This window comes from Pseudomonas sp. TE3786 (genome assembly GCF_054057335.1).
In genome coordinates this window covers 43024-60232 of sequence record NZ_JBSRZF010000005.1, presented here as the reverse complement: position 1 = coordinate 60232, position 17209 = coordinate 43024, and the positions used below count along the sequence as shown (strand labels likewise).

The window sequence follows — 17209 nt, the reverse complement described above, 5'->3', positions numbered from 1 at the left end:
ACGACTGGCAGTCGTCACTCAGTGAAAATTCAGGCGGCGCCCGAGAACAAAGGCTTCTGCCGCGTCTACGCCCACCGTTGCCCCACGCCAGCGCGCCAGGTGCTCCACGGCACGCACCGAACGGGGGTGCGGCCAGGCACGCATTTCCATGGCATAGGCCTCCAGGGCGCGCAGCTTGGCGTCCAGGGTCAGGGAAATATCGTTGAACCAGTTCGGCAGAAAAGCCGGCGCGCTATGGGGTATCTGCCACTCGGTAGAAGAAGCCACTTCAAAGAACAGCAGTGTGTGCACCGGATGCCCCGGCTGCGGACGGCAGGCGGTTACAACGGCCTCGTGCAGCAAGCGGTGGTCGATATTCACGTCACCACTCCAGTGCCCATACACCACGCCGGGCTGGTGACGCTGCACCAGAGCCTCGACCTTTTGCACGATATCCAGCAGGTCCAGGCTATCGAGTCGGTTGTCCGGCAGGTCGAAGCACTCCAGGCTGGTCACACCGAGGATGGCATTGGCGTTTTCGCAGGCAGTGCGCAGCGCAGCCTGCTCCGCTTCAGCGGGCGTGCCACGGCTGAACAGGCCCTGAGCCATGATTGCCACATGCACTTGATCACCGCGGGCGGCATGCCAGGCGATGGTTCCGCCGCAGCCCAACACTTCATCGTCGGGATGGGCGGCAATCACCAATACGGTTTGCTGGGTCATTGCGCCTCCTGTGAACCGGGGGTACCAAAGCGCTGCTGCAACTGCCGGGCGGTTTCCAGCAGCACATCGGTCATAAAAAAAGCCTCCGAAGCGTTACGCCCGCACAGCAGCAGCCGCTCGGACAAGCCTGAAAGCTGCTCGCGCAAGGCTTGCTGAGCAGCCTCCTGGGCCAGGGTTACTTCGGGAAAACCATTGTTGATCGCTTGCTCCGCCACCACCCGCACCGCGCCGTCGGCGCTTAGCAAGCCGGCCTCACGCAGCTCCTCGATCACCGCCAAGCCCTGCTCGGCCGGGGTTTCATCGCTGCGATCGAGGGCTTCCACCGTCACCCGCCAGGGCTCGCCGGGGCGCGGCACAAAGTTGTCGTAGAAGGTGACGCGAAAGGCACGCGCGCCGACCTGATTGAGATAAACGTAGTGACAATCGCAGGCCGGTGCCTGCTCGAGTAGCAGATGAAACAGCCGTATCGGCAAAAACCGCGGCGGCCCACCCACGCTCGGCAAGCCCAGCGCACGGGCCAGAAAGGCCACCGGTGCGGTCCATACCAACTGCTCGAATGCATGCTGACTGCCATCGGCCAGCAGCAGCTGCCCGGCCGCCAGGTCCACGCTACGGATGTCGGCACCGGTCAGCAGCTGACCGCCCTGGGCGACCAGCTGCTCGCATAACGCCGTGGTCCACGCGCCCATACCGCCTTCACTCGGGTAACCATGGCGAATGGCGCTGCGCCCTTCACTGTAATCGGCAAAGCCAATCTTGCTGTCGTACAGCGGCGAACGCTTGAGTTCGCGGCAGGCATCCGGCGAACCGGCGATCACTCGCCCATAGCCGAGAAACAGGTGGGCCTTGGCGCTGAGCTGATCCAGGCTGGCCTGGTAGAAACGCCCGAGCAGCGGCTTGAATACCCGCTGCACCAGCGCCGCGCCAAAATGTTGCTGCAAGGCCTGATCGAGATTGGCCGCGGCATGCGGTGGTGCCGCCGAATTGATCAGGTCCGCCAGACAGGCCTGGTAGTCCACTGGCGGCAAACGGGTGAGGTCAAGAAACTGGCTGCGCGTATTCAGCACGCCCTGGAACACATTGCCGACCTTGAGCACCGGCACGTCCTGCCAGGTCAGCCCGAGGTTGTCGAACATCAGCCCGTCCACCACCGGGTGGCCGGTGAACGCCGGGATATGGGTGCCCAGGTCAAACACATTGCCGTCGCCATCCTGTTGCGAGCGCAACAAGCCACCGCAAGCCTCGGCGCGCTCCAGCACCAGCACCGGTTTGCCACAGGCCTGCAGCCAGCGTGCCGCCAACAGCCCGGCAACGCCACCGCCCACCACCACAATTGGCTTGCCCATGGCTCAGCCCAACGGCTTACGGGCAACCAGCAGCCACGATGCAAAGCGGTGGTGGTCGGCCGGCTCATGACGCTGTGACTGTTTCTCTTCCAGCGCCAGCAGCTGGAACTCGCCAAACAGCTCGCGCAGGTGCGCCTGGTCAGAGAAATGCACATTGCCGGTGTTGGCGAACGAGCCCGTGGTAAAGGCCTTGCGGGTGTAGCGGTCCTCGCCCTCCTCGCCCAGGGCATAGTCCGAATGCAGGGTCGAGTACCAATCCACACCGATGAAAAAACCGCCGGGCTGCAAGGCCTCATAGACCTGGCGCAGGCAGCGGCGAATCGCCTGTCCGCCGTTACAGGTCAGCGAGGCGCGGTCGATCACCAGGTCGAAGCCGGGGGCGAAATCCCAGGGTTGGGTGAAGTCGCCGGTGACGATGTTCTGAGCCAGCGCAGGCAGGCGCTCACGCAGCTTGGCGGCAATGGTCGGGCTGCCTTCGATGGCGTAGTAGTCCACCCCCAGCGCCTGGAAAAACGGGATATTCGCCCCGGCCCCGCAACCCAGTTCCAGCACCCGGCTGTGCGTGCCCAGATCGCGGCAATGGCGCCGGGTCAGGCTGACCACATCGGACCAGGGCCACACCGACAGATGGGTGTTCTCGGCGTACCGCTGTTCCCACTCGTTGGAAAAACTCATAGCCACTCCCTGCATTCGGTTCGGCTGTCGCCGCTGTTCATCCACCAGTCCAGCACACTCAAGCCAGGCACAAATTCGCCCCACAGCTGTGGATAGCTGGGCGGGGAAAACGCCTGATAACTCACCTCGATGCCCGCCGCCGCAAACGCCGCTTCATCAAGATAATCGCGGCCCAGGGCACCGGACAGGTAATGGTCCGCTGCCAGGCTGCGGCAGATATCCAGCACCAGCTCCGACTTGCGGCTGCTCAGTGCCAGGTCGCTGGCCCGTACCAGACGGGTAGCAATGCCCAGCTCGGCTAGCCAGAACTGCAACTGCTGCCAGCACAGCTCGGCCAGGTTGTCTTCGCCCTGGGCATACAAGGCCTCGAGTTTGCCAAAGCGCTCGGCAAACTGCGGTGCCTTGCGGTAGTTCAGGCTGATGGCCTTGAGATGGTCAGCACGCCAGTTCTTGCTGTTGTCGATCTGCGTATCGCGCAGGGTGCCATCCAGATGGCCACGGGTGCGCACCGGGATGGTCAGCCACTGCGCGCCCTGGGGCGTCTTGATCCGGTTGCGGTTGATAAAGCTGTTTTTCTCGAACTGCACGGTGTCGAGGAAGACAAACACCTGCACCCTGGCAATCCGCTGGAAATAGCCCAGCCAGGGCAAGTAGGCCGGTTGATGGGCGGCCAGCCAGTGTGCCTCAGCCATGCAGCAACTCGCTCAGCAGCGCCTGGCGCTGCGTCTGCCAGGCGTCGGCGAACAAGGCGAACAGCTCGATATCGAACACCCCATCGTCGCGATAAATATGCCGCCGACGCCGCCCTTCCGACTGAAAGCCCAGGCGATGGTGCACCCGCAGGCTGGCGCTGTTGAAGCTGAGGACTTCCGCGCAGATTTTTTCCAGACCCAGCTCGTTGAACGCGTAGTCGGCGACGCAAAACAGCATGCGCGCGCCGCTGCCTTTGGGCTGCGGGGTATCGGCCAGGTTGAAGCCCCACGAACACCGCCGATGCTGCAGATTGATGTCGGTGAGGCTGGCGTAACCGATGGCCGCGTCGCCTTGTTGAAAAATCAGGTGGCGCGACTGCGGGTTGGCCAACTCAGCGGCCAGCCAGCGCATATGGGTGGCCAGCTCGATGGGCGCGGTGTTGTACATAAACGGGCGATTGCTCTCGGCATTGCGCCAGCGCAGCAGCATCTCGGCATCGGCCGCTTCGACGCTGCGCAGACGGTAGGTGCCAGCCTCGCTCATCGGCCCGCTCCGGCCACGAAGTCGCCCAGCTGCAACAGCTCGCCTTCGCCAATGGCACGGGTAGCGACGCTACCGATGGCCTGGTCGAACAGCGCCGGTGACAGACCGTTGCCGGGACGACGCAAACCGATATTGCTCGCCGTCAGGGTTTCCCCGGCGGCAACAGCGCGGATCGCCATCAGGCTGCGGCGCGCCAGAATACGCATATCCACTTCGGCGGCTGTCGGCCGCACAAACGGCGAACCGAGAATGCGGCTGGCACGGTGGATATGCTCGATCCACTCGGTAAGCCCCTGCACATTCTCCGAGAACCAGTGGTCCGGACCCGGCAGGTCATGGTCGAGGGTGAAGTGCTTTTCAAACAGGCGTGCGCCGCGCGCCACCGCCAAGGCCGCCGCCAACGGCCCTTGGGTATGGTCGGAAAAGCCCACCAGCAAACCGGGGAAGGCCTGCTGCAGGGTGGTCAGTTTGCTCAGGTTCACGTCGGCGTCCGGCGTCGGGTACTGCGAGGTGCACAACAGCAGCGCCACCGGCTTGCCGGCGAACCAGCCCACCCCTTCCAGGGCCTGATGCACCTCGGCCAGATCGCTCATGCCGCAGGACAGAATCAGCGGCAAACCGGCTTCGGCATAGGAGCGTAGCAGCGGCAGGTTGGTGAAATCGTCCGAGCCCACCTTGATCGCCGGCACGCCAATCTGCAGCAACAGGTCGAGGTCGCTGCGGTTCTGTGGTGACGAGAAAAAAGTGATGCCTACTTCGCCGCAATGGGCCTTTACCCGCTGCCATTGCTCGGGGCTGAACTGGTAGCGCTGGAACATCGCCAGCATCGATTCGGTAACGCTCTGCCCCTGGGACTTGTAGGTGAACATCTGCTGCGGATCGCCGCAGAATTCCTCGGCCTTGAAGGTCTGGAATTTCACCGCATCGGCACCGGCCGCCTTCGCCGCATCGATCATGCGCAGCGCCAGGTCGAGGTCACCGTTGTGGTTGATACCCACCTCGGCAATGCAGTACGGCGGCTGGTCGGCGCCGATGACGCGGCCAGCGATGGCAAAGCTGTTGTTCGACATCAGTGTCTACCTTCTGCTGCCAGGGCCTGCGGCCTGGCCAAAATATCCAGCATCGCCAGGCTCACCCGCCCGGCGCCTAAACCGTCCACCAGCGCCCAGCTGCGCGCCGACAAGGCGGCCAACTGGGCGGCACGCAATGCGTCGAGTGCCCGACGATAATCGCCAGGCGTCAGGGCTGCGCCATCGCCCAGATTGATCGCCGCACCCAGGCCATGCAAACCGGCCGCCAGGCTGCGTTGGTTGTCCGCCAGAATCGTCACCAGCGCCGGCACGCCCAGGGCGCAGCGCTCCCAGGATGACGAGCCCGCCGCACCAATGGCCAGGTCCGCCTCGGCCAGCAACCGAGCCATGTAATCAATCTGCGTATGCAATTGCCAGCCTTGTACCTGACACCAGGCTGCAAGCTGGCTGGCCTGGGGATGGGCGGCACCTATCACCACATCCACCTGCACACTCGCACGCCAGCCCGCCAGCGCCTGCAGGGCCTTGAACAGTTCGCCGCCATCATCGCCGCCGGTGAAAAATACCAACACCCGCTGCACGACGCCGGAGCGCGGTGCAGTGCGGGCACGGGCCAGCAGAAACTCTTCACGCAGCAGCGCAAACTCAGGGCCGAACAGGGTTTGTGCGGGCTGTTGCAACCAGGGCGCGTAACGCGCGCTGGACTGCTCGTCGAAGCCTTGGTCGAGCAACAGGTCGCAATCCAGCGGGCGGTTGGCCAGGTCGTCGATCACCATCAGGTGCCGGGCAAAACCACGGGCGTTGCGGTGCCACAGGGCATCCAGACCGTAATGATCGACCACACACCAATCGAACTGACGCCCGCCCAACTGCTGGGCCAGGGCGCTACTGTCGGCAGCCCCATCGATGGCCGCCTCGGCCGTCGCGGCCTCGGCGTCCGCCATGGCAGGCAAGCGCAGTAGCTCATAGGCCGCGGGGATCAGTTGCAAGGGCGCGCCGGGCAAGTCACGGCAGGCAAAGGTCAGGTGCGCGCCCTGCTCCTGCAACTGCCGGGCAAGGGTCAGGCAACGCATCAGATGGCCGCTGCCGACCGCCAGGGAGGCGTCTACCCGGAACAGGACGCGCACTTCAGATATCCCCATGCTGCTGCAAGCTGGCGTACATCAGCTCGGCGCGGTGCCAGTCTTGCGGGGTGTCGATGTCCTGCACCAGGTAACGGGGCAACAGCACCGGCAACGAGTGCGGGGCAAACAGGGCCTCGCCGCGGGCCCAGGCGGCCGTGCGGCCCCAATAGAACTGGCCGGCATCGTGATAGACCGGCTCCAGATCCTGGGAGCGGGTTTCGTAATACTCGGGGTACAGCGACTCGATGCACTGCTGCTGATTCAAACGAATGGCGCGCTGCACCGGAAAACCGTAACCGGTGATGCTGAAGGCAAATTCCTTGTCCGGCCGCGCCTGCAGAATCGTCAGGCCCTCGCGCAAGCTGGCCGGCTGCACAAATGGCGCAGTGGCATACAGGCAGCAGGCGTAGTCCGGCTGGTAGCCGAGCTGCGCCAGCTCGGCCAGGGCATGCTGGATCACCTCGACGGTGCCGGCATGGTCATCGGCCAGCGCCGGCGGCCGTACAAACGGCACCTCGGCACCCAGGCTGCGGGCCACTTCGGCGATTTCCGGGTCATCGGTGCTGACCACCACACGGTCGAACACCCCGGCCGCCAGGGCAGCGCGGATGGAATAGGCAATGATCGGCTGGCCATGGAACAGCTTGATGTTCTTGCGCGGTATGCGCTTGCTGCCACCACGGGCCGGAATGATCGCCACGTTACTCATGGGCGCTTTTCCAGCAGAAACCAGTTGAGGTCATCGGCGGGGAAATTGCTGTCACGGCGATAGACGAAGCCGTAATCCACCAGGCGCAGATCGGCATACAGGTCGAGCATCTCGCCGGCAAAGTCACGCTTGAACAACTTGCCGGTATGCCCGCGATAACTGACCTCGACCGGCGCCGGGCTGTAGTACTCGGCAATCAGCACATAGCGCTGGCTGGCGTCATAGAGCTTGGCGTACGCCTGGGGCAACAACTCCGGTGGCAGATGGATCAGCACGCCTTTGGTAAAACTCAGGTCGACGGTCTCGCGCACCGGGTAGTCGAACAGTGAGCCCTGCCATACCGTCGCCACGTTAAGGCGGTTGGCGATCTCACAGGCCTTGGCGTTCAGTTCCACACCGTGCAACTGCGTAAGGGGAAACAGGCGCGACAGGGCTTGCAGGTTGAGCCCCCGGTTGGTGCCCAGCTCCAGCACGCTAGCCAGACGCCCGGCATTACGCAGGGCCTGGGCAAAGAACGCCGTGGCCCAGGCTACAGGTAGCTCGCCATCGTTGCGGTCGACGTACTGATCGCCAAACTCGCCTTGCCAGAAACGCTCTTGTTCAGTCAGCTCACGCATGGGCGCGCTCTCCGCTCGGTTAATGCAAGACGCTGATCAGCGCCTGCACCACCTGCTCTTGTTGTTCGTCGGTCATATCAGGGAACAGCGGCAAACTGATGGCCTGACGGTAATAGCGCTCGGCCTCGGGGAAGTCACCGGTTGCGAAACCCAGCTGGCGGTAGAACGGCTGCAGATGCACCGGGATGTAATGCAAATTGACGCCTATTCCAGCAGCGCGCAGGGCGGTGAAGATCTGCCCTTGATCGCTGTGCAGCCCGTCCAGTTGCAAACGTACCGGGTACAGATGCCAGGCCGATTCCGCGCCCTGTTGCGCGCTGGGCAAGGTCAATGGCAAGTCCGCCAGCAGCTCGGCATAACGCGCCGCGAGTGCCCGGCGGCGCGTGACAAAGGCATGCAATCGAGTGAGCTGGGACAGCCCCAACGCCGCCTGGATATCGGTGATCCGATAGTTGTAGCCAAGCTCCAGCTGCTGGTAATACCAGGGGCCGTCGCTGGGCTGGGTCATCAACGCGGGGTCGCGGGTGATGCCGTGGCTGCGCAAGCGGCGCAGGCGCTCGGCCAAGTGATCGTCCTGGGTTGTGAGCAAGCCGCCTTCGCCAGTGGTGATGATTTTTACCGGGTGAAAGCTGAATACGGTGATATCGGCGTAGTCGCCGCAACCGACCGGGCGGCCCCGGTAGCTGGCACCGACCGCGTGAGAGGCGTCTTCGATGATCTTGAAGCCGTACTGCTCGGCCAACGCACGAATACCGGCCATATCGCAGCTCTGCCCGGCGAACGCCACCGGCACCACGATTTTCGGCAGACGCCCCTGCCCTTGTGCCTGCGCCAGCTTGGCGGCCAGGGCCGGAACACTGAGGTTAAGGGTCAGCGGATCGATATCGACGAAGTCCACCTGCGCACCGCAGTACAAACCGCAGTTGGCGCTGGCCACGAAGGTGTTGGGGCTGGTCCACAGCCAGTCGCCGGGCCCCAGGTCCAGGGCCAGACAGGCAATATGCAGCGCCGCGGTGGCGTTGCTCACCGCAACCGCGTGCCGGGCCTCGCAGGTGGTCGCCATGGCCTGTTCGAAGCGTTCGATGGTCGGCCCCTGGGTCAACCAGTCGGAACGCAGCACCTCGACCACCGCGTCGATATCCTGCGCGGAAATGCTTTGCCGGCCGTAAGGGATCATCGATTCAGGACCAGGCTTCGCCAAGCTGACGCAGCTCGTCAATGCTCAGGTAATGGGTATTGGTGTCCGACACATACTCAAAGCTTTCGCTCACCGGCACGCCCTTCTCCCCCAGGCCATCGAGCGCATAGTCGCTCTGCTCGGTGAAGACAATCGACGGGGCAATCACAAAGTGCCGGGCAAACTCGAAGGTGTGGTTGCTGTCGTCACGGGAAATCATCATCTCGTGCAGCTTTTCACCCGGCCGGATACCGACCAGACGGTGCGGCAGATCCGGGGCCAGAGCCGAGGCCAGGTCGACGATGCGCGCGGAGGGAATCTTCGGCACGAACAGTTCGCCGCCGTGCATGCGCTGGAAGCTCTTCATCACGAACTCGACGCCTTCGTCGAGGGTGATCCAGAAGCGCGTCATACGCTCGTCGGTGATCGGCAGATCGACCGCGCCTTCATTGATCAGCTTGCGAAAGAACGGCAGCACCGACCCCCGCGACCCCACCACGTTGCCGTAGCGCACCACGGCAAAACGGGTTTGCTGGCCACCGGTAATGTTGTTGGCGGCAATAAACAGCTTGTCGCTGAGCAGCTTGGTGGCACCGTACAGGTTGATCGGGCTGGAAGCCTTGTCGGTGGACAGGGCAACGACCTTCTCGACGCCATTGGCCAAAGCCGCATTAATGATGTTTTCGGCACCGTTGACGTTGGTGCGGATGCATTCGGAAGGGTTGTACTCGGCGGCCGGCACCTGCTTCAGGGCGGCGGCGTGGACGACCAAGTCGATTCCACGCATGGCTTGCTGGACGCGCTCGGCGTCGCGTACATCGCCGAGGAAATAACGCATGCAGGGCGCGTTGAACTCCTGCTGCATTTCGTATTGCTTGAGCTCGTCACGGGAGAACACCACCACCCGCTTGGGCTGGTAGCGATTGAGCAGGGTGCGGATAAAGGCCCGACCAAAGGAGCCGGTACCGCCAGAAATGAATACGGACTTGCCATCGAACATACCGCTCTCCCCTGCCTGATCAGACGCTGTCGTGCTCTATAGCACGGCATCTGGCTCCATTGACAATTTTATGGCGCACGTTTCTGTAGTGAGGTCACCATAGCAAGCATGGTGCCAACCCTCCGAAACGCAAGGGAAAGCGTAAATCACCGCCGCGCGTTGGGCGCGCGGCGGGTTCGTCAGGTGATGTAGTTGAACAGACTGAGGTTGGCGATCTTCACGTAGCTCTGCTGCGCCGCTGACAGAATGGTGCTCTGCAACGAAAGCCGGGAGATGGCATCGGCGTAGTCCAGGTCTTCAAGATCAGATTGAACCGACTTGTTGACCAGGGTGACGTCGCCAATGAATTCGCCAGTGGAGTCCAGGGTGTTTAGCCGCGCACCCACCGAGCCGCGCACAGCATCGACCTTGGAATACACCGAGTCGAGGTTGGAAAGCGCCACTGCCGCGGTGTCACGGATCACGCGGTTGTCTTCGACGCTATTGCCAGAACCTTGCAGGGCTTTGCGCAGATCGGAAACGGTGTTGAGCAGGCTGCGCTTTTCTTCGCTCGGTTTGCGGTTGATGGTGAAGTCGTCGCCGGTTTGCGGCACCCCGTCGATCTGCACCTTTACCCCACCGTAATTGATGAAATCGGAGGTGGCCGAGTTGGTGTCGAGGGCACCGGTCGTCAACTGGCCGGCAGGGGGTGCCAGTGGATCGTAGGTGGTCCAGTCGTAACCGGCCGGCAAGGTGGCCTGGTCGTACACCACATAATCGGTGCTGTTGAGAAAGTGAATGCCCACGCCGTCGGTGGCCACTGGCGGGTTGCTGGCCGGGAAGGTGTTTTCGTAAGCGCTTTTGTCGGTGACCAGGCCCAGGGAAATACGCCCGGTGCTGACCGTGCCGTCGACGTTGACACCGACCGTGCCGTGGTTGGTAGTTACGCGGTTGGCGTTGACGACGTTCTCGAACAGGTCTTTGCCGTCGTCGCCCAGGTTGACGAAGGTGCTACTGGCGATCTGCACGCTGCGCTCGGTTTCGTCGCCCTGGTAGCTATAGGTGCCATCGGCATTACGCACAAAGGGTTGCTGATCCGATTGCGAGCCGCCAAACAGGTAATGCCCGCTGGCGTCTTTGCTGTTCATCAGGCTGAGCAGTTCGTCTTCGCGCTGTTGTACCTCAGTGCCCAAGGACGAGCGATCAGTGGCGTCGAGGGTACCGTTACCCACCTGTACGCTGATTTCACGAATACGCTGCAGTACGGTCTCGATGGAGCTGAGGATGGCCTCTTCGGAGTTCAGACTGTTCTGCGCGGCGGTGTTGTTGGAGGTGTACTGGGCGTTGAGCGCCTGTTCCTGGCTCAACTGCAGCAGCCGCACGGAGGCGACAGGATCGTCCGCCGGGGTGAGGAGGCGTTTGCCGGTACTGATCTGTTCCTGGGTGCGCGAAACGTTGGCGTAGTTCTTCTGCATTCCGCTGACGGAACTATTGAAGGCCTGGATAGTGGAAATTCGCATAACTAACTAGCCTCAGTTGAAGGCGCCTATGAGCGTATCGAACAACGACTGCGCAACTTTAATCACCTGTGCAGAAGCATTGTAGTACTGCTGGAACTGCACCAGATTCGCCGCCTCTTCATCCAGGCTGACGCCGGAGAGCGAGTCGCGGCTGTTCTGCGCCTGGGTCAACACGGTTTCGGCGGCATCGGCATTGACCCGCACTTGCGCGGTCAACGAACCCACCCGCTCCACCAGCCCACTGTAGGCGTCGTTGTAGGTCGCGCCTACGCCAGTGGTACCCACGGTTTTCTGGGTTTGCAGATCGATCAGTTTCAGGGCATTGCGGTTGTCCGCATTGCCTGCCTTGTTCTGTCCCAGGGTAAAGGTATCGCCCGATTGCGGCGTACCTGTAATGGTGAATTCGTAGGAGTAGCTGTTGTTGGTGCCCGGATCGGTGTAATCCAGCCGCAGGGTGTTGGTCTGACCCGGGGTCAAGGCGGTGGTCGACGGCGACACATAGCTCAGCGTCGCGCCCGCCGGCAGCGTGCCGGTCAGGGTATTGGTGGCGGAATCGAATGTCAGCGGCAAGCCGGTACCGAACAGGTCCTGCAGGTCGGTGACATCGATTGGCGAAGGCCCGCTGATCAGGTTCGGCTGACTGATCACCCCGGTGCCACGGTTATTGGTGGTCGCCTCGGCACGTGCGGAGCCGGCGAACGCCAACTGGTCGGCCGACTGCAAGTCAGTACCAAAGTCGAAAGCGCCGCGGCGGGTCGGTTGCAGGGTGAAGCGATCACCCGCATTGGGGGTGCCATTGATGGTGACTTCAAAGCCCTGATCGGCGGCCGGCGTGGTGCTCGGATCGGTCATCGAAATGGTATAGGGCGGCCCGGCGCTGGCGGTGACAGTCATGCTCGCGCCATCGCTCAGGCGGCGGGCGGTGAAGTTGGTGCCATCGAAATCCAGGCGGTAGTCGCTGGTGGTCAGCAGACCGGCATCGGTGATGTCCATCGAGCCGGTGGCGTTACCGGTGTTGGTAGATTGCGCCAGCACCCGCAGCGCTGCGGCGGTCGGGTCGTTGATATCGCTGAACAGCGGACTACCCGCGCGACCATTGAGATCCAGGCCCTGGCCTAACTGATCGTTGATGGTGTCGGTCAGGACAATCGCCATCTGCCCGAGGCTGTTGTAGGTCTTGTCCAGGGTGGTGTCGCGGTAGGCCAAAAGGCCGCCCATTTCGCCGCCGGAAATCTGTGTGGAGATGGTCTGCGAGACGCCCTTGGTGCTCAGATCGATCTGGAACTTCGACGGATCATCAACACCGGGTTTGGCGGTCAGGGTCGAGGCGGTATTGCCCACCACCAACGGCTGCCCGGTGCCGACGAACAGACTGACGCTGCCGTCGTTCTGCTCCACGCTCTGCACACCGATGATCTTGGAGATCTGCCGGATGGTTTCTTCCCGGGCGTCGACCAGGTCATTGGGCTCGGCACCGGCACCCCGGGCGCGGGCAATGGCATCGTTATAAGAGGCCACGCTGGCGGCCATGGAGTTGACCTGGGTGGTCAGCGCGTCGAGCTGCTGGTTGATCAGGCCGTTCTGTTTGTCCAGTTGGTCGTACAGGGTGTTGAACGAATTCGACAGGCCCGACGCCTGGGACAGCACCGCTTCGCGGGCGGCCGTCGAGGATGGGTCCTGGGACGCGGTCTGCAGCGAGGCGAAGAATTTTTGCAGCGCCGGGCTGATCCCCGTGGTGCTGTTGGACAGCAGCGAGTCGAGTTGCTCAATCTGGCTTTTGAACGACTGCAGCTCGCTATTGGAGCTGGTTGCCGTACGTACCTGATTGGTGAGGAACTCGCTGGCCAGCCGGCGCACGTCCACCACCTGACTGCCGGAGCCGATATAACCGGCACCGGTGTACTGCGAGATACCGGTCTGCTGCACCGACTCCTGGCGTGAGTAGCCCGGGGTGTTGACGTTGGTGATGTTATGCCCGGTCACCGTCAGGGCGGTCTGCGCGCTGCGCAGGCCTGACAGCCCTACTGATAACAAGTCAGCCATGTCGATTCCTCACTAGAAACATCATCACTGCATCCTTACAAACGCGTGGCAGTCGATTCGCCCGCGGCGATGGCTTGGTACGTCTGCATATGTTTGGCGATCTGCGCCACTTTGTTGGCGTACTGTGGGTCGGTGGCGTAACCGGCCTGCTGCAGTTCGCGCACGAACTGTTTGGGGTTGGCGGTAGCGTCCAGCGCGTCGCCGTAACGGTCGTTGTTCTGCAGGAAGCTCACGTAATCGTTGAAGCTGTCCTGGAAGCTGTCGTAGGAGCGGAATTTCGCCGTTTCCTTCACTGCCTGGCCGCCTTTGTATTCGGTGGTCAGGGCCCGCGCCGACTCGCCAGTCCAGCCGCCGGCGGCCTTGATGCCGAACAGGTTGTGGCTGCTGGAGCCGTCGGAGCCACGAATGATCGACTTGCCCCAACCGGTTTCCAACGCGGCCTGCGCCACCAGATAAGCCGGGTCTACGCCAATCTTTTCTGCTGCTTCTTTGGCCATCGGCATCATGGTGGCGACGAACTCGTCGGCCGACTTGAATGCCGACTTGCCCGGTGCCAAAGGCGGCTGCGCCAGACGGCGGCCCGAGCCGGCATCGATGGCATCGAGCAGGGCGTTCTTGCTGCTCGAGGCCGCACCGATGGAGGCCGAATTGCTGGTGGAATTGGCCGCCAGCCAGTCGTTCTGCGCCAGCGGCTTGCCGTCGGCGGTCGCACCCGCTGTTGTATTTGGGACAATCCCGGCCAGCAATCGGTCAGTCAAAGTTCCCGGCAGTGACAGGCGGCGCTTGTTGATCAGCTTCGAATCGTCGCGGGTCTTGTCCACCGCCGGCAGTTCCTTGACGGCATGGCTGGTGAGGGTCTTGTTTGCCGTTTCGCCGGTGCTGCTGGCGGCGCTGGCACCGGTGGTCGCGTTGATGGCGCTGGCGTCAGCGGTCTGGGCAAACGGATTGGCCTTGTGCGTGCCCTTCTGCATCTTCGACATTTGCCGCGCCAGCACATCGGCCAGGCCGATGCCGCCCTCTTTGGACATCTTGACCGCCAGCTCCTGGTCATACATCTGCTGGTAGGTCTTGGCCTCGTTGCTGTTCATGAAGTTGCCTTCGGAGAACGCTTCGTTAGCCGAACGCTGAGCCTTGAGCATCTGGTTGAGGAACAGCGACTCGAATTCCTGCGCCACCTTCTTGATGTTGGCTTCGCTGTCGCGGTCTTTGCCAACCTTCAGATTGGCCAGGCGATTGATATCGCTATAGGCCCCGCTGTCCAGCTTGGAACCAACCCCGGATGTCAATTTCGCGTCCATGGCTGCCTCCTTAAATCACGATCAGATCGGCCTGGAGCGCGCCGGCTTGCTTCAGCGCCTCCAGGATTGCCATCAGGTCAGACGGCGATGCGCCGACCTGGTTAACCGCCCGTACGATTTCATCCAGCGTGGTGCCGGGGCCGAACTTGAACATCGGCTTGGTTTCCTGCGCCGCGTCCACCTTGGAGCGCGGCACCACGGCGGTCTGGCCGTTGGAGAAGGCACCGGGCTGGCTGACGATGGGGTCTTCGGTGATGGTCACGGTCAGGCTGCCGTGGGTCACGGCGGCTGGCTGCACTTTGACGTTCTGGCCAATGACGATGGTGCCGGTGCGCGAGTTGATGATGACTTTCGCCACCGCCTGGCCGGCGTCCACTTCGAGATTTTCCAGAATCGACAGGTAGTCCACCCGCTGATTGGGATCCAGCGGCGCGCTGACGCGGATCGAGCCGCCGTCGATGGCCTGGGCCACGGCTGGGCCGAGCAGTTCGTTGATCTGGTCGACCATATGCTTGGCGGTGGTGAAGTCCGGGCGATTGAGATTCAGCGTCAGGGTGTTGCCCTGATCGAAACCGCTCGGCACCGGCCGCTCAACGGTGGCACCGCTGGGTATCCGGCCGGCGGACGGCACATTGACGGTAATTTTCGAACCGTCACCGCCCTCGGCATCAAAGCCGCCCACCACCAGGTTGCCCTGGGCGATGGCGTAGACGTTGCCGTCGATACCTTTCAATGGGGTCATCAGCAGACTGCCGCCGCGCAGGCTTTTGGCGTTACCAATCGAGGAGATGGTGACGTCAATGGTCTGCCCGGGCTTGGCGAACGCCGGCAGGTCGGCATGGATCGACACCGCTGCAACGTTTTTCAGCTGCACGTTGCCGCCGGTAGGCACCTTGATGCCGAACTGGGCCAGCATGTTGTTGAAGGTCTGCACAGTAAACGGCGTTTGCGTGGTCTGGTCGCCGCTGCCACTCAGGCCTACGACCAGGCCGTAGCCAATCAGCTGGTTGGAGCGCACGCCCTGAATGCTCACCAGGTCTTTGATCCGCTCAGCCTGCACCGCCGAAGCGGCGAGCAGGAGACAACAGGCGGTAAGCAGTCGTTTGATCATGACCGGCACTCAGAAAGGGAACAGCGGGCTGATAAAGAAGCGGTCGAACCAACCCGGCTGGTTGGCATCGGCAAAGGCGCCGGTTCCCGAATAAGTAATGCGTGCATCGGCGACGCGGGCGGACGACACGGTGTTGTCGGTGGCGATGTCATCGGCCCGCACCAGGCCGGCGATGCGCACCAGTTCGTCACCGGTGTTAAGGGTCATCCACTTCTCGCCACGGACCGCCAGAATGCCGTTGGGCAGCACCTCGGCAATGGTCACGGTGACCGAACCGGTCAGGCTGTTGCTCTGCGCTGCCGTGCTTTTGCCGGAGGCGTCACGGGAGCCGCCATAGGCGGCCTCCAGGCTGAGCTTGCCGGCATTGATGGGGTTGGCACCGATGTCGGGGTTGTCCACCGATACACTGCCGCCAAACAGCGAGGTGAGGCCCAGAGAGGTTTTGCTGTCCTTGGCAATATCCGAGTTGGCGTTTTTGCTCGCCGAGGTGCGCTCGTTAAGGGTGATGGTGATGATGTCACCGACACGGTAGGCCTTGCGGTCGCCATACAGGTTGTTTTCGAAACCGGTCTGGTAGATCGAGCCGTTGTTCTGCGCCGCCGGCAGCGGGGTGCGCGGCAGCACTGGCGCGTAGTAAGGGTCGTTCGGCTTGGGCGGAGGCGCAACGCAGCCGCTCAGAGCAGCGAGGCCAAGCAGGGGAAGTAGAACAAGCCGTTTCATAACGAGTACCTCACGTAATTCTTTGCTAAAGCAGTGCCAAACCGGATCGTGCCACCCTCTGCCTACCAGCTCCTTATGGCGGGCTAAACGGGCTGTGGCCAAATCCCGTCAGCGATTAAAGATTCTGGGTGATAAACGACAGCATCTGGTCCGCGGTGGAGATCACCTTGGAGTTCATCTCGTAGGCGCGCTGGGTGGTGATCATGTTGACCATCTCTTCCACCACGCTGACGTTGGAGTTTTCCAGGGTGTTCTGCTCGATGGTGCCGAGGCCGGTCAGGCCAGGAGTACCCACTTGCGGCGCACCACTGGAAGCGGTCTCCAGGAACAGGTTGTTGCCGATTGCTTCCAGGCCGCCCGGGTTGATGAAGTCCGCGGTCTGGATATTGCCGACGATCTGCGGCGTGGGATTGCCGGAGGTGGTCACCGAAGCGGTACCGTCTTCACCAACAGTGAAGGTGCGCACTTCGTTGGGCAGCACGATGGCTGGCTCCAGGGGGAAACCGTTGGAGGTCACCACTTGGCCGTCGGAGTTCAGGTGGAAGCTACCGTCACGGGTATAGGCAATGGTGCCGTCGGGCTGCAGGATCTGGAAGAAACCGCGGCCGTTGACCGCCATGTCCAGCGGCTGCTCGGTGGTTTGCAGGCTACCGGCGGTAAACATCTTCTGCGTGCCGACAATGCGCACACCGGTACCCAATTGCAGGCCGGACGGCAGTTGGCTGTCCTGGGTGCTCTGGGCACCCGGCTGACGGCGGATTTGGTAGAGCAAGTCCTGGAATTCCGCCCGGTCGCGTTTGAAACCGGTGGTGGACACGTTGGCCAGGTTGTTGGAAATGGTCGTCAGGTTCATGTCCTGGGCGGACAAACCGGTTTTACTGACCCACAGAGCCGGAAGCATGAATGTTCTCCTCGGGTGCC

At 62.5% G+C, this 17209-nt stretch carries 17 protein-coding genes; all 17 read right to left on the bottom strand.

Going from position 1 to position 17209, the window contains the following annotated elements; all coding sequences use genetic code 11:
* Positions 1-18 precede the first annotated feature (18 nt).
* Complete coding sequence (locus ACVW0Y_RS07745; protein ID WP_457437281.1) at positions 19-702, bottom strand: PIG-L deacetylase family protein; 684 nt, start codon at positions 700-702, stop codon at positions 19-21.
* Positions 699-2048 carry a protoporphyrinogen/coproporphyrinogen oxidase gene (locus ACVW0Y_RS07740; RefSeq protein ID WP_457437279.1) on the bottom strand — a complete coding sequence of 450 codons (1350 nt, stop codon included), beginning with the start codon at positions 2046-2048 and terminating at the stop codon, positions 699-701. Before ACVW0Y_RS07740 ends, ACVW0Y_RS07745 begins: the two co-directional genes overlap by 4 nt.
* A 3-nt stretch (positions 2049-2051) precedes the next feature.
* Positions 2052-2723 (bottom strand): class I SAM-dependent methyltransferase, encoded by a 672-nt coding sequence (locus tag ACVW0Y_RS07735; RefSeq protein ID WP_457437277.1) that lies wholly within the window; start codon positions 2721-2723, stop codon positions 2052-2054.
* Positions 2720-3415, bottom strand: coding sequence for a WbqC family protein (locus tag ACVW0Y_RS07730; RefSeq protein WP_457437275.1), 696 nt, complete (start codon positions 3413-3415; stop codon positions 2720-2722). The genes ACVW0Y_RS07735 and ACVW0Y_RS07730 overlap by 4 nt, the downstream gene beginning before the upstream one ends.
* Positions 3408-3959 carry a UDP-4-amino-4,6-dideoxy-N-acetyl-beta-L-altrosamine N-acetyltransferase gene (pseH, locus tag ACVW0Y_RS07725; protein ID WP_457437273.1) on the bottom strand — a complete coding sequence of 184 codons (552 nt, stop codon included), beginning with the start codon at positions 3957-3959 and terminating at the stop codon, positions 3408-3410. The genes ACVW0Y_RS07730 and pseH overlap by 8 nt, the downstream gene beginning before the upstream one ends.
* Positions 3956-5029 (bottom strand): N-acetylneuraminate synthase family protein, encoded by a 1074-nt coding sequence (locus ACVW0Y_RS07720; protein WP_457437271.1) that lies wholly within the window; start codon positions 5027-5029, stop codon positions 3956-3958. Before ACVW0Y_RS07720 ends, pseH begins: the two co-directional genes overlap by 4 nt.
* On the bottom strand, positions 5029-6117 hold the full coding sequence (pseG, locus tag ACVW0Y_RS07715; RefSeq protein ID WP_457437269.1) for a UDP-2,4-diacetamido-2,4,6-trideoxy-beta-L-altropyranose hydrolase: 1089 nt from the start codon (positions 6115-6117) through the stop codon (positions 5029-5031). Before pseG ends, ACVW0Y_RS07720 begins: the two co-directional genes overlap by 1 nt.
* A gap of 1 nt (position 6118) precedes the next feature.
* Entirely contained in the window at positions 6119-6823 is a 705-nt protein-coding gene (gene pseF, locus ACVW0Y_RS07710; RefSeq protein WP_457437267.1) for a pseudaminic acid cytidylyltransferase, read from the bottom strand.
* Positions 6820-7440 carry a pseudaminic acid biosynthesis-associated methylase gene (locus ACVW0Y_RS07705; RefSeq protein ID WP_457437265.1) on the bottom strand — a complete coding sequence of 207 codons (621 nt, stop codon included), beginning with the start codon at positions 7438-7440 and terminating at the stop codon, positions 6820-6822. Before ACVW0Y_RS07705 ends, pseF begins: the two co-directional genes overlap by 4 nt.
* 19 nt (positions 7441-7459) lie before the next feature.
* Positions 7460-8617 (bottom strand): UDP-4-amino-4,6-dideoxy-N-acetyl-beta-L-altrosamine transaminase, encoded by a 1158-nt coding sequence (pseC, locus tag ACVW0Y_RS07700; protein WP_457437263.1) that lies wholly within the window; start codon positions 8615-8617, stop codon positions 7460-7462.
* 4 nt (positions 8618-8621) lie between these two features.
* The gene (gene pseB, locus ACVW0Y_RS07695) at positions 8622-9617 is read right to left on the bottom strand and encodes a UDP-N-acetylglucosamine 4,6-dehydratase (inverting) (protein WP_457437261.1); all 996 of its coding nucleotides are present in this window, start codon (positions 9615-9617) and stop codon (positions 8622-8624) included.
* A 179-nt stretch (positions 9618-9796) separates the two neighbouring features.
* Entirely contained in the window at positions 9797-11116 is a 1320-nt protein-coding gene (gene flgL / locus ACVW0Y_RS07690) for a flagellar hook-associated protein FlgL (protein WP_457437259.1), read from the bottom strand.
* A 12-nt stretch (positions 11117-11128) separates the two neighbouring features.
* A complete protein-coding gene (flgK, locus tag ACVW0Y_RS07685; RefSeq protein WP_457437257.1) occupies positions 11129-13159 on the bottom strand; it encodes a flagellar hook-associated protein FlgK in 2031 nt (676 codons plus the stop codon).
* Positions 13160-13194: 35 nt separating this feature from the next.
* Positions 13195-14457, bottom strand: a complete 1263-nt coding sequence (flgJ, locus tag ACVW0Y_RS07680) for a flagellar assembly peptidoglycan hydrolase FlgJ (RefSeq protein WP_457437255.1) — start codon at positions 14455-14457, stop codon at positions 13195-13197.
* A gap of 10 nt (positions 14458-14467) precedes the next feature.
* Positions 14468-15568 carry a flagellar basal body P-ring protein FlgI gene (locus tag ACVW0Y_RS07675; RefSeq protein ID WP_457437253.1) on the bottom strand — a complete coding sequence of 367 codons (1101 nt, stop codon included), beginning with the start codon at positions 15566-15568 and terminating at the stop codon, positions 14468-14470.
* 9 nt (positions 15569-15577) lie between these two features.
* Positions 15578-16288: a flagellar basal body L-ring protein FlgH gene (gene flgH, locus ACVW0Y_RS07670; RefSeq protein ID WP_457437251.1), complete on the bottom strand. Its 711-nt coding sequence runs from the start codon at positions 16286-16288 to the stop codon at positions 15578-15580.
* A gap of 115 nt (positions 16289-16403) precedes the next feature.
* Positions 16404-17189 (bottom strand): flagellar basal-body rod protein FlgG, encoded by a 786-nt coding sequence (flgG, locus tag ACVW0Y_RS07665; RefSeq protein ID WP_457437249.1) that lies wholly within the window; start codon positions 17187-17189, stop codon positions 16404-16406.
* Positions 17190-17209 lie beyond the last annotated feature (20 nt).